This is a genomic window from Micromonospora sp. DT47, from assembly GCF_049844475.1.
Classification (GTDB): Bacteria; Actinomycetota; Actinomycetes; order Mycobacteriales; family Micromonosporaceae; genus Micromonospora.
Genome location: NZ_JBNCLC010000011.1, coordinates 79,837 through 91,715 on the forward strand (window position 1 = coordinate 79,837; position 11,879 = coordinate 91,715).

The 11,879-nt window shown below is 73.8% G+C and carries 9 protein-coding genes and 1 pseudogene; 4 read left to right on the plus strand and 6 right to left on the minus strand.

Features of this window, described 5'->3' with window-relative positions:
- Positions 1 to 40: 40 nt before the first annotated feature.
- Together ACLQ2U_RS18540 and ACLQ2U_RS18545 are read right to left on the minus strand one after the other, a co-directional pair.
- Positions 41 to 154 (minus strand): annotated as a pseudogene (locus tag ACLQ2U_RS18540) (hypothetical protein); the annotation flags it as partial.
- Positions 144 to 1,406, minus strand: a complete 1,263-nt coding sequence (locus ACLQ2U_RS18545; RefSeq protein ID WP_425751932.1) for an ROK family transcriptional regulator — start codon at positions 1,404 to 1,406, stop codon at positions 144 to 146. The pseudogene ACLQ2U_RS18540 and the gene ACLQ2U_RS18545, both read right to left, overlap by 11 nt.
- 50 nt (positions 1,407 to 1,456) lie before the next feature.
- Between ACLQ2U_RS18545 and xylA the strand changes: the two genes are divergently transcribed.
- From xylA to ACLQ2U_RS18565, 4 genes are read left to right on the plus strand one after another with little or no spacing between them, the layout of a single operon-like run.
- A complete protein-coding gene (gene xylA, locus ACLQ2U_RS18550) occupies positions 1,457 to 2,644 on the plus strand; it encodes a xylose isomerase (protein WP_425751933.1) in 1,188 nt (395 codons plus the stop codon).
- 11 nt (positions 2,645 to 2,655) lie between these two features.
- Positions 2,656 to 4,158: a xylulokinase gene (xylB, locus tag ACLQ2U_RS18555; RefSeq protein ID WP_425751934.1), complete on the plus strand. Its 1,503-nt coding sequence runs from the start codon at positions 2,656 to 2,658 to the stop codon at positions 4,156 to 4,158.
- A gap of 41 nt (positions 4,159 to 4,199) precedes the next feature.
- Positions 4,200 to 5,291, plus strand: a complete 1,092-nt coding sequence (locus ACLQ2U_RS18560; protein WP_425751935.1) for a DUF5925 domain-containing protein — start codon at positions 4,200 to 4,202, stop codon at positions 5,289 to 5,291.
- Positions 5,292 to 5,349: 58 nt separating this feature from the next.
- Complete coding sequence (locus tag ACLQ2U_RS18565) at positions 5,350 to 6,762, plus strand: MFS transporter (RefSeq protein WP_425751936.1); 1,413 nt, start codon at positions 5,350 to 5,352, stop codon at positions 6,760 to 6,762.
- Between the two features lie 138 nt (positions 6,763 to 6,900).
- Here the strand turns inward: ACLQ2U_RS18565 and ACLQ2U_RS18570 are convergent, their stop codons facing one another.
- From ACLQ2U_RS18570 to ACLQ2U_RS18585, 4 genes are all read right to left on the minus strand, one after another.
- Complete coding sequence (locus tag ACLQ2U_RS18570; protein WP_425752055.1) at positions 6,901 to 8,571, minus strand: glycoside hydrolase family 13 protein; 1,671 nt, start codon at positions 8,569 to 8,571, stop codon at positions 6,901 to 6,903.
- A 43-nt stretch (positions 8,572 to 8,614) separates the two neighbouring features.
- Positions 8,615 to 9,679 (minus strand): LacI family DNA-binding transcriptional regulator, encoded by a 1,065-nt coding sequence (locus ACLQ2U_RS18575; RefSeq protein WP_425751937.1) that lies wholly within the window; start codon positions 9,677 to 9,679, stop codon positions 8,615 to 8,617.
- Positions 9,680 to 9,743: 64 nt separating this feature from the next.
- Positions 9,744 to 10,706: a carbohydrate ABC transporter permease gene (locus tag ACLQ2U_RS18580; protein ID WP_425751938.1), complete on the minus strand. Its 963-nt coding sequence runs from the start codon at positions 10,704 to 10,706 to the stop codon at positions 9,744 to 9,746.
- Between the two features lies 1 nt (position 10,707).
- Positions 10,708 to 11,757 (minus strand): carbohydrate ABC transporter permease, encoded by a 1,050-nt coding sequence (locus ACLQ2U_RS18585; protein ID WP_425751939.1) that lies wholly within the window; start codon positions 11,755 to 11,757, stop codon positions 10,708 to 10,710.
- Positions 11,758 to 11,879 lie beyond the last annotated feature (122 nt).

Here is an 11,879-nt window from a genome sequence, read left to right on the forward strand (position 1 = left end):
AGGCGAGCGCCTGCCGCAGCCGGGTCTCGCCGAACATCTCCACCGCCGCCGGGCCGCCGCGCGCCTCGGTCACCCCGTCGGTGTATGCCAGCAGCAGTTCGCCCGGGACGCCGGCCTGGGATCGCCCATCCAGGAAGTCCGGGTCACCCCGCATGGGCCAGCCAACCGGACGGCCGGGCGATGATCCGGCGTACCACCGCGCCCGCCCCGCCGACCGCGGCCGACGCGGGGCCGAGTGCCGCGGCGCGTACCGTGACCGGCGACCACGCGGCGGTGAGCACCCGGTCGGCGAGCTCCGCGACCACCGGCGGGCGCAGCCAGGGCGCGAGGGTGGCGTAGCCGCCGCCGAGGACCACGGTGTCCAGATCCAGCAGGTTCACCACGCCGGCGACGGCCACCCCGAGGGCGGTGCCGGCGGCGCGCAGCGCGTCCAGGGTCGCCGGGTCGCCCGCCGCGGCCAGGTCGGCCAGCCGCCGGGCGGCGGTGTCCGCCGGCAGGTCCGCGCCGGCCAGCCCGGCCGCCGCCAGGACGGCCTCCTGGCCGGCGTACGTCTCCAGGCAGCCCCGCGCGCCGCAGCGGCAGGTCGGCCCGGCCGGGTCCACGGTCACGTGTCCGAGTTCGCCGCTCCAGCCCCGGGCGCCCCGGAAGAGCGCGCCGTCGAGCACGATCCCGGCGCCGATGCCGATCTCGCCGGAGACGTGCAGGAAGCTGCGCGGCCCGTCCGGGCGGGCGTGCAGCTCGCCGAGGGCGGCGAGGTTCGCCTCGTTCTCCACGACGAGCGGCGGCACGTCGTCAACCGGTTCGGTCGGCAGCGGGTGACCGGTGAGCAGCGCGGGCACGTCCACGTCCCGCCAGCCGAGGTTGGGTGCCAGCCGGACCAGCCCGCGCGCGTCGACCAGACCCGGCACGGCCAGCGTCGCCCCGGCCAGGGTCAGGCCCTCCCGCACCGCGGCGGTGTGCGCCCGGCCGGCCAGCTCGGCCAGGCGGGCGAGCGCGTCGGCGGGGGAGACGGGGCGCAGGTCGGCCCGGCGTACCTCGTGGTGCCGGACGGTCCCCGCAAGGTCGACCACGCAGGCGGCGAGGTAGTCGACGTTGATCTCCAGCCCGAGCCCGGCGGGACCGTCGGCGGCGAGCCGCAGCCCCCGGGCGGGGCGGCCGGCGCCGGCGCGGGGCGCGGGCGCGGCCTCGGCCACCAGTCCGCCGGTGATCAGGTCGTCGACCACCGCCGAGACGGTGGCCCGGGTCAGGCCGGTGTCGGCGGCGATCCCGGCCCGGGAGGGCGGCGGGTCGGCGGTGGCGATCCGCCGGAGCACCACCGCGAGGTTGAGCTCGCGGAGGCTGCCCTGCCGGACCGCTCCGGCGGTGCGGGTGTCGGTCACCGCTTGACAGTGCCACACGCCGGTCATTTAATTCAATCACTGAACAAATTGCGGACGAACACCACCGGAGGTCTGCCATGGCACCCCGTCCCACCCCCGCCGACAAGTTCTCCTTCGGTCTCTGGACGGTGGGTTGGCAGGCCCGCGACCCGTTCGGCGACGCCACCCGGCCCGAGCTGGACGCGGTCGAGGCGGTCCACCGGCTCGCCGGGCTCGGCGCGTACGGGATCACCTTCCATGACGACGACCTGGTTCCCTTCGGCGCGGACGCCGCCACCCGGGACGCCCACCTGACCCGGTTCCGCAAGGCCCTCGACGAGACCGGCCTGGTCGTCCCGATGGTCACCACCAACCTCTTCACCCACCCGGTCTTCAAGGACGGCGGCTTCACCAGCAACGACCGCGACGTCCGCCGGTACGCGCTGCGCAAGGTGCTGCGCAACGTCGACCTCGCCGCCGAGCTGGGCGCCCGCACCTTCGTGATGTGGGGCGGCCGGGAGGGCGCCGAGTACGACCTGGCCAAGGACGTCCGCTCGGCGCTGGACCGCTACCGCGAGGCGGTCGACCTGCTCTGCCAGTACGTCGTCGACCGCGGCTACGACCTGCGCTTCGCCATCGAGCCCAAGCCGAACGAGCCGCGCGGCGACATCCTGCTCCCCACCGTCGGGCATGCGCTGGCATTCATCTCCACCCTGGCCCGCCCCGAGCTGGTCGGGCTCAACCCGGAGGTCGGGCACGAGCAGATGGCCGGCCTCAACTTCGCGCACGGCATCGCCCAGGCGCTCTGGCAGGGCAAGCTGTTCCACATCGACCTCAACGGCCAGCGCGGCATCAAGTACGACCAGGACCTGGTCTTCGGCCACGGCGACCTGCTCAACGCCTTCGCCCTGGTCGACCTGCTGGAACACGGCGGTCCCGACGGCGGGCCCGCGTACGACGGGCCGCGGCACTTCGACTACAAGCCGTCCCGCACCGAGGACATCACCGGGGTGTGGGCCTCGGCGGAGGCGAACATGCGGACGTACCTGCTGCTCAAGGAGCGGGCGGCGGCGTTCCGGGCCGACCCCGAGGTGGCCGAGGCGCTGGCTGCCAGCAAGGTCACCGACCTGGCCACCCCGACGCTGAACCCGGGGGAGAGCTACGCCGACCTGCTCGCCGACGCCTCCGCGTTCGAGGACTTCGACCCCGACGCGGCGGGCGCCAGGGGCCTCGGCTTCGTCCGGCTCAACCAGCTCGCCGTCGAGCACCTGCTCGGCGCGCGCTGAGGCGGGCCGCCATGCCGCTCGTCGCCGGCGTCGACTCGTCCACCCAGTCCTGCAAGGTCGTCGTCCGGGACGCGGAGACCGGCGCGCTGGCCAGGCAGGGCCGGGCGCCGCACCCGGACGGCACCGAGGTCCACCCGGAGGCATGGTGGGACGCCCTCCGGGCGGCCGTCGACGACGCCGGCGGGCTGGCCGACGTGGTGGCCGTCTCGGTCGCCGGCCAGCAGCACGGCATGGTCTGCCTGGACCGGGCGGGCGAGGTGGTCCGCCCGGCGCTGCTCTGGAACGACACCCGCTCGGCCGGGGCCGCCCGCGACCTGATCGCGGAGGCCGGCGGCGGCGAGGCCGGCCGGCGGTTCTGGGCCGAGGCGGTGGGCAGCGTGCCGGTGGCCAGCTTCACCGCGACCAAGCTGCGCTGGCTGGCCCGGCACGAGCCGGCACAGGCGGCGCGGGTGGCGGCGGTCTGCCTGCCGCACGACTGGCTCACCTGGCGGCTGGCCGGCGCGCCCGACCTGGACGCCTTGCATACCGACCGGGGCGACGCCAGCGGCACCGGCTACTGGTCGCCGCGGACCGGTGAGTACCGCCTGGACCTGTTGGAGCAGGCCCTCGGTCGGGCGGTGCGGGTGCCGACCGTGCTCGGCCCGACCGAGCCGGCGGGCGTCCTCGACCCGGCCGCGTTCGGCGCCGGCCGGTCCGGCTCGCGGGGCATGCCGTCCGGCGGGGGCGCCCGGCCCGTCGCCGCGACCGGCGGGGTGCTGCTCGGCCCGGGGACCGGGGACAACGCCGCCGCCGCGCTCGGCGTCGGGGCGGGTCCCGGCGACGTGGTCGTCTCGATCGGCACCTCCGGGACGGTGTTCGCGGTGGCCGACGCCCCGGCCGCCGACCCGAGCGGCGTCGTCGCCGGCTTCGCCGACGCCTCCGGCCGGTTCCTGCCGTTGGTCTGCACCCTCAACGCCGCCCGGGTGCTCGACGCCGCCGCGGCGATGCTCCGGGTCGGCCTGGACGAGCTCTCCGAGCTGGCGCTCGCGGCCCCGCCCGGCGCGGACGGGCTGGTCATGGTCCCCTACCTGGAGGGGGAGCGGACCCCCGACCGGCCGCTGTCCACCGGCGCGGTGCACGGGCTCACCCTGCGTACCTCGACCCCGGAGCACCTGGCCCGGGCCGCCGTCGAGGGGATGCTCTGCGCGCTCGCCGACGGCCTCGACGCGCTCACCGCGCAGGGGGCCGTCGTGGAACGGGTGATCCTGGTCGGCGGGGGGGCCCGTTCGGCGGCGGTGCGCCGGATCGCCCCGCAGGTCTTCGGCCGCCCGGTGGTCATCCCGCCGCCGGGCGAGTACGTCGCCGACGGCGCGGCCCGCCAGGCCGCCTGGCTCGCCCTGGGCGGCGCGACGCCGCCCGGGTGGTCGGTCACCGACACCCGGGAGTACGCCGCCGAGCCGGTCCCCGCCATCCGCGAGCGGTACGCCGGAGCCCGCGACCGGACGCTCGACCGGTCCGACGGGCCGCAGCGGTAAACGGCTGTACGGGTGGTGCCCGTCCTGGCGATCATCGACTGATGCGCACCGCCCCCGCCGATCCGGCCCTGCCCTCCGTCCTCCAGTACGACGACTCCGACACCCCGTGCGACGTGGTCGACGCGCTGGTGCTGGCGGACTTCGTCACCGGGCGGCATCCCTGGTCGCGCACCCTCCGGCTGCCCCGGGTACGCCCCGACGCGACGCTGACCCCCGCGGACGGGCGGTTGCTGCGGACCGCCATCGAGCCCCGGCAGCGGTCCCGGCTGCTCGCCGGCGACGGGTGGACCGCCCGGGTGGTGAGCTGGAAGGGGCGCGGAGCCGAGGTGACGGTGACGGCGGTGAGCGACGAGGTCGGCCAGGCGGCCCTGGACCGGATCGTCGACGGGGCGGCCGAGCCGGAGGACCCCGACACCGGCCGGATCGGCTTCTGGCACCAGAATCCCCGCCGGGGCGCCCAGCGCGACCTGCGGTCGATCGCGGCGCCGGAGTGGGCCGCCATCCGGCACAACTACGCCGCCGACGCGCGTACCGCCCTCGACGGGCTGATGGCCGCCACCCCGGAGACCATCTCCGGCCGGCTGGTCCTGCTGCACGGGGCGCCCGGCACGGGCAAGACGACGACCCTGCGGGCGCTGTCCCGGCAGTGGCGCGACTGGTGCCAGGTCGACTGCGTCCTCGACCCGGACGCACTCTTCGGCGACGCGGCCTACCTGTCCGAGGTCGCGGTCGGCGAGGAGGACGACGGTGAGGGCGGCCCGGGCCGCCGGTGGCGGCTGCTGATCCTGGAGGACTGCGACGAGCTGATCCGGGGCGAGGCGAAGCAGGCCGCCGGGCAGGCGCTGTCCCGCCTGCTCAACCTCACCGACGGGCTGCTCGGTCAGGGCCGGGACGTGCTGGTCGCGATCACCACCAACGAGGACCTGTCCCGGCTGCACCCCGCGGTCGTCCGGCCGGGCCGGTGCCTGGCCCGCGTCGAGGTGGGCCCGCTGTCGTACCCGGAGGCGACCCGCTGGCTCGGCGCCTCGGTGGGCGTGCCGCCGCAGGGCGCGACGCTGGCCGAGCTGTACGCGCTGCGCTCCGGGGTCGCCCCGGTCGGCGCGGTCCCGGTCGAGATCGGCGGCTACCTCTGAGGGACGGGCGGGCGGGGTCGTCACCGGCCCGTGATCCGCACCTGGTTGGCTGCCGGTCATGACCAGCACCAGGATCTCCCGGCGCGGGAACGCGGCGCACCGGTTCTACAGCGTCGTGGTGTTCGTGGTGCTCGCCTCGCTGGACAACATGGCGATCGGCCTGGTCCCGCCGCTCTACGGGCCGATCTCCGGCGCGCTGGGCGTATCGCAGCGGCTGCTCGGGCTGGTCACCGCGGTGAGCTTCCTGGTCAGCGCGGTCGCGGCGGTGGCCTGGGCGTACGTCGGCGACCGGACCAACCGCAAGCCGCTGCTCATGGTCGGCACGCTGATCTGGGCCGCCGGCACCGGCGGCAGCGCGCTCGCCCAGGACTACCCGACGTTCCTGGCCGCCCAACTGCTCGCCGCGGTGGGGCTGGGCGCGGTCGGTTCGGTCGGGTTCTCCGTGGTCACCGACCTGATCTCGCCGCGCCGGCGGGGCCTGGTGATGAGCTTCTGGGGGCTGTCGCAGGGGGTGGGCACGCTGGCCGGCACGCTCACCGGCGGCATCCTCGGCAACACCGACTGGCGGCGTCCGTTCCTGGCGCTCACCGTGGTCGGGCTGGCCGCGACGCTGGCCTACCTCTTCACGTACGACATCCGGCGCGGGCAGAGCGAGCCGGAGCTGGCCGGGGCGATCGACGCCGGCGCCGAGTACGACTACCGGATCACCCGAGCCGACCTGCCCCGGATCCTGGCCCGGCGGACCAACCGCTGGCTGATCCTCCAGGGCCTGACCGCGCAGGCGGCGTTCGGCTCGCTGGTGTGGCTGCCGGTGCTCTTCGCCCAGCGGGCCGAGGCCCAGGGCTACTCGGCGGCCACCGCGGTGGTGGTGGGCAGCGTCTTCGCCACCCTGTTCCAGCTCGGCGGGGTGCTCTCCATCGTCGGTGGGCTGGTCGGCGACGCGCTGCAACGGCGTACGGCACGGGGCCGGGCACTGGTCGCGGCGGTGGGCATCCTCGCCGCCCTGCCGTTCTACCTGGTCCTCTTCCTGGTCCCGGTCCGCATCACGGTGCCGGACGGCGCCGGCTCGGGCGCGGTGGTCCGGGCCGTGCTGGCCAGCGTGGTGACCGAGCCGACGGTCGGGCTGAGTCTGCTCACCGCCGTCGTCGCGCTGGCGCTGACCTCGGCGAACTCGCCGAACTGGTTCGCCCTGATCGCCGACGTCAACCCGCCCGAGCACCGGGGCACCGTCTACAGCCTGGGCAACCTGGTCAACGGGGTCGGCCGGGCGGCCGGCAACGGGCTGGTGGGGGTGGCCTTCCACGGGCTGCGGGCGGCGTTCCCGCCGCCGCTGAACTACGCGGTCGGGCTGGCCGTGTTCCAGCTCTTCTTCATCCCGACCGGGCTGATGTACTGGCTGGCGTCGCGGACGTCGCCCCGCGACATCGAGGCCGTACGCGACCTGTTGCACGCCCGCGCCGACCGGCTCTGACCCCTGACCGGCGCGGACGGGACGTGAAGATCCGCACAACTTCCTGGAAGAGTGGCCTCCCGACCTGGGGAGGCCACTACTTCCGTGGAAGTTGTGCGGATCTTGGGGAGCCGGGCCGGCCGGCGGGACCGGCGTCACTCAGGCGCGGACCCAGACCGTCACGTCGGTCGGCACCCGGCCGTCGGCGTCCAGCGGGGCGCTGCTGTGCAGCAGCTCTCCGACCGGCGGTGGCACGGCCGTGTCGCCGAAGTTGGCCAGCACGGTCAGCGCGCGGTTGCGGAAGGCCAGCACCTCGTCGCCCGAGGAGAGCCACTCCAGCGGGCCCCGGGCCAGTCCGTGCTCGCGGCGCAGCCGCAGCGCGGTGCGGTACATCTCGTACGTCGAGCCGGCCACCCCGCGCTGCCGGTCCAGGGCGTACTCGGCCCAGAGCGGCGGCTGCGGCAGCCAGCTGGCATCGGTCGGACCGAAGCCGTACGACGGGGCGTCGGCCTCCCACGGGATCGGCACCCGGCAGCCGTCCCGGCCGCGCTGGGTGTGCCCGCTGCGCTCCCAGGTCGGGTCCTGCCGGGCCTCGTCCGGCAGCGTGGTGTGCTCCGGCAGCCCCAGCTCCTCACCCTGGTAGAGGTAGGCGGAGCCGGGCAGGGCCAGCATCAGCAGGGTGGCCGCCCGGGCCCGGCGCAGGCCGAGCGCGGCCTCCGGCTGCTGGTCGCCGATGCCGATGCCGTTCGGCCGGCCGCCACCGATGGTCAGGCCGAGCCGGGAGGCGTGCCGCACCACGTCGTGGTTGGAGAGCACCCACGTGGTCGGGGCGCCGACGCCGTCGGTGGCCTCCAGCGAGCGGGTGATCACCGCGTACTGGGCGGGCGCGGTCCACGAGGCGAGCAGGTACTCGAAGTTGAACGCCTGGTGCATCTCGTCGGGGCGGACGTAGCGGGCCAGCCGCTCCGCCGGCTCCACCCACGCCTCGGCGACCAGGATCCGCTCGCCGTCGTAGGAGTCGAGCACCCGGCGCCATTCCCGGTAGATCTCGTGCACGGCGTCCTGGTCCCACATCGGCGGCCGGGGCTTCTCCACCTCGTTGCCGGAGAGGATCTCCTGCGGCTCCTGCCAGTTGGCCAGGTCGGCCTGCTTGATCAGGCCGTGCGCCACGTCCACCCGGAAGCCGTCCACGCCACGGTCCAGCCAGAACCGCAGCACGTCCAGGAACTCCGTCTGGACCTCCGGGTTGTCCCAGTTGAGGTCGGGCTGGCCGGTGTCGAACAGGTGCAGGTACCACTGCCCGGGCCGGCCGTCCGGGTCGGTGACCCGGGTCCAGGCTGGGCCGCCGAACACGCTCTGCCAGTCGTTCGGCGGCTGGTCGCCGTCCGGGCCGAGGCCGTCGCGGAAGACGTACCGGGCCCGCTCCGGGCTGCCCGGGCCGGCGGCCAGCGCCGCGCGGAACCAGGTGTGCGCCGAGGAGGTGTGGTTCGGCACCAGGTCGACGATGACCTTCAGACCCTTGGCGCGGGCCTCGGCGATCAGCTTGTCGGCGTCCTCGAGCCGCCCGAAGAGCGGGTCGACGTCCCGGTAGTCGGCCACGTCGTACCCGGCGTCGGCCTGCGGCGACGGATAGAACGGCGACAGCCAGACAGCGTCGACGCCCAGCTCGGCGAGGTGGCCGAGCCGGGCGGTGATGCCGGGCAGGTCGCCGATGCCGTCGCCGTCCGAGTCGGCGAAGGAACGCGGGTAGATCTGGTAGATGACGGCCTCGGTCCACCACCCGGTGGCCGGGCCCCCGGACTGGTCCTGCTGCGTCGCGTCGGTGTTCAGAGCCTTCTCCCTGTGTCGAGCCGGTGCGGGCGGTCGAATCCGTTCAGTGTTCCCGCGGTGGCGCGGTCGATTCACGCACCACCAGTCGAGTGGGCAGGATCACCGGGCTCCCCGGTGGGTCGGCGGCGCCGCGCGGGTCCGGGATCCGGCCGGCGTACGCGTCGACGGTGCGCGCGCCGAGCGGGTCGAGCAGCAGCCGGGCGGCGAGCCGCCCCTGTTCGGCGGCGGGCTGGGCGATGGTGCTCAGCCCGAGCACCCCGGCGAGGTCGTGGTCGTCGACGCCGATCACGCTGACGTCCTGCGGCACCCGCAGGCCCGCGTCGCGCAAGGCGGTCATCGCGCCCATCGCCATCTCGTCGCAGGCGGCGAAGATCGCGGTCGGCGGTTCGCCCCGGGCGAGCAGCTCGGTGGTGGCCCGGTTGCCGCCGTCGATGGTGAACTGCGACTCCATGTCCAGGCTGGGGTCGGGGCGGATCCCGGCCGAGCGCAGCGCCTCCTGGTAGCCGCAGCGGCGGTCCAGGTGGGTGGTGAAGGCCAGCTCGTCGTCCGGGTCGCCGGAGATGTGCGCGATCCGCCGGTGACCGAGGTCCAGCAGGTGCCGGGTGGCGGTCCGGGCCGCCGCCACGTCGTCGATCCGGACGCAGGGCCAGCCGGGCACCACGGTGCCGGAGCTGATGGTGATCCCCGGCAGCTCCAGGGTGGCCAGCGCGGTCAGGTCGGCCGCCCGCAGCGGCGTGGCGACCAGCATGATCGCGTCCACCCGCTTGTGCAGGTTGGCGGTGCGCAGCACCCGCTGCCGGACCTGCTCACGCCCGCCGAGGTTGTAGAGGAGCAGGTCATACCCGGCCTGGTGGAGGAAGTCCTCGACGGCCTCGACGACGGTGCCGAAGAACCAGCGGGTGATCCGCGGGACCACCACCGCCACCGTCCCGGTGCGGCCGCCGGCCAGCCGGGAGGCGCTCGGCGAGACCGCGTAGTCCAGCTGCTCGGCGGCGGCGAGCACCCGGCGGCGCGTCGCGGCCGAGACCGTCGGCAGGCCGCGCAGCGCCCGGGAGACGGTGGCGGTCGAGACCCCGGCGAGCCGGGCCACGTCATCAATCCTGGTCACGGTACCCCCGCTCCGCGTCCGACCCCCGCCGCCGCCCGGAGGCCGGGCGGCGGCGGTTTCCGGGTCAGCCCTTGACGCTGCCGGCGAGCAGGCCCCGCACGAAGTAGCGCTGGAGGGAGAGGAACACGATCAGCGGTACGACGATCGAGACGAACGCGCCCGCGGTGAGCCGCTGCCACTCGTTGCCCCGGGTGCCGGCCATCTCGGCCAGCCGGACGGTCAGCGGGGCGGTCTCGTTGCCGCCGCCGGCGAAGATCAGCGCGACCAGCAGGTCGTTCCAGACCCAGAGGAACTGGAAGATGCCGAACGCCGCCAGCGCCGGGGTGATCAGCGGCAGCACGATGGTCCGGAAGATCTTCGGGTGGGTGGCCCCGTCGACCCGGGCCGCCTCCATCAGGTCCCTCGGCAGCTGCGAGATGAAGTTGTGCAGCAGGAACACCGCGAAGGGCAGCGCGAAGCAGGTGTGCGCGAACCACACCTGGGCGAACTTCTGCTCGTCGACCAGATCCCACGCCGGGAGCACCGTGACGCCGGCGATGGTGACGCCGGTGGAGAAGAACTTCAGCAGCGGCACCAGGGCCATCTGCAGCGGCACGATCTGCAACGCGAAGATCGCGATGTAGAGCCAGTCCCGACCCTTGAAGTTGATCCAGGCCAGCGCGTACGCGGCCAGCGACGCGAAGGCGAGCGGGAAGAGCACCGACGGGATGGTGATCGCCAGCGAGTTGATGAAGTAGCTGGCCAGCTGACCCGACGAGGAGGAGGTGCTGAAGAGCACCTCCTGGTAGTTCTCCAGGGTGAACTGCGGGTTGGTGAAGTAGTTCCACCAGCCGGTGCTCTTGATCTGGTCCTCGGGCCGGATCGAGGAGATCAGCAGCCCGAAGGTGGGGATGGTCCAGAGCACCGCGATGACGATCGAGACCAGCGTGGCGGTACGGGTGTTCAGCCGCTTGCGGACCCGACCGGCGGCGGTGGTCTTTTCGGTGGCCTGGGTGCCCGCCGGGACGGTGGGCGTGGCGGTGGTCATCTCAGCCCTCCCGCTGCTGACGCAGGTTGCGGATCTGGTAGATCACGATCGGGATGACCAGGACGAAGAGGAAGACCGCCAGGGCGGAGCCCTGCCCGTTCTGGCCGTACCGGAACGCCTGGTTGTACATCTCGTTGGCGATGACGCTGGTGTCGTAGTTGCCGTTGGTGGCGGTCCGGACGATGTCGAAGACCTTGAGCGTGGCGATCGACAGGGTCACCACCACCACGATCAGCGCCGGCCGGATGCTCGGCATGGTGATCCGCCAGAACATCTGCCACGGGGTGACCCCGTCCAGGCGGGCCGCCTCGACGATGTCCGCCGGGATCGCCTTGATCGCGGCGGAGAGCACCACCATGGCGAAACCGGCCTGGATCCACACCATGATCACGATCAGCAGCAGCGTGTTCAGCGGTGACTCCAGCAGCCACTGCTTCGGCTCGCCGCCGAGGCTGACCACGATCTGGTTGAGCAGGCCGATCTGTTCCTGCCCGTCACCGCGGTACGCGTAGACGAACTTCCAGATGATGCTGGCGCCGACGAACGAGATGGCCATCGGCAGGAAGATCAGCGACTTGGCGACCGCCTCGAACCGGGCCTTGTCCACCATGACGGCGTAGAGCAGGCCGAACGCGGTCGCCACCAACGGGACCAGCAGCACCCAGATCAGGGTGTTGATCAAGACCCGGACGATCGAGTCCTCGGAGAACATCCAGCTGTAGTTCCGGAACCCGACCCAGTTGTTGCTGCCGCCGTCCATGAAGGAGAGCAGCGTGGTGCGGATGGCGGGGACGACCAGGCCGACGAGGAGCAGCAGCATGGTCGGCAGCAGGAAGAAGAGCGCGAAGAGCCCCTCCCGCGGCTTGCGGCGCCGGGGCAGTGGGGCGCCGCTCGCCGAGGCGGCGACCAGCTGGGCGTCCCGGCGTCGGGCGAACCAGGCCGGCACCACGTCGAGGAGCAGGAGCAGACCGCCCACCACCGCGACGAAAGCGATCAGCCCGTACATCAGCATGAGGAACTTCGGCTGTTCCTCCGCGAAGTCGAACTCCATCGACCCTCCTTCAAGGGTTCGGTTGAGGGCGGTGGTGGGGGGGGGGCCCCCCCCCCCCCCCCCCCCCCCCCACCCCCCCCCCCCGCCCCCGAAAACATGTTGGGGGTGTTGAAAAACCCCAA

Coding starts and splice junctions, on each gene's coding strand:
- ACLQ2U_RS18565 (WP_425751936.1), top strand. CDS start 5,350: ATGACCAGCACCAGGATCTCCCGGCGCGGGAACGCGGCGCACCGGTTC.
- ACLQ2U_RS18580 (WP_425751938.1), bottom strand. CDS start 10,706: ATGACCACCGCCACGCCCACCGTCCCGGCGGGCACCCAGGCCACCGAA.
- xylB (WP_425751934.1), top strand. CDS start 2,656: ATGCCGCTCGTCGCCGGCGTCGACTCGTCCACCCAGTCCTGCAAGGTC.
- xylA (WP_425751933.1), top strand. CDS start 1,457: ATGGCACCCCGTCCCACCCCCGCCGACAAGTTCTCCTTCGGTCTCTGG.
- ACLQ2U_RS18560 (WP_425751935.1), top strand. CDS start 4,200: ATGCGCACCGCCCCCGCCGATCCGGCCCTGCCCTCCGTCCTCCAGTAC.
- ACLQ2U_RS18585 (WP_425751939.1), bottom strand. CDS start 11,757: ATGGAGTTCGACTTCGCGGAGGAACAGCCGAAGTTCCTCATGCTGATG.
- ACLQ2U_RS18545 (WP_425751932.1), bottom strand. CDS start 1,406: ATGACCGGCGTGTGGCACTGTCAAGCGGTGACCGACACCCGCACCGCC.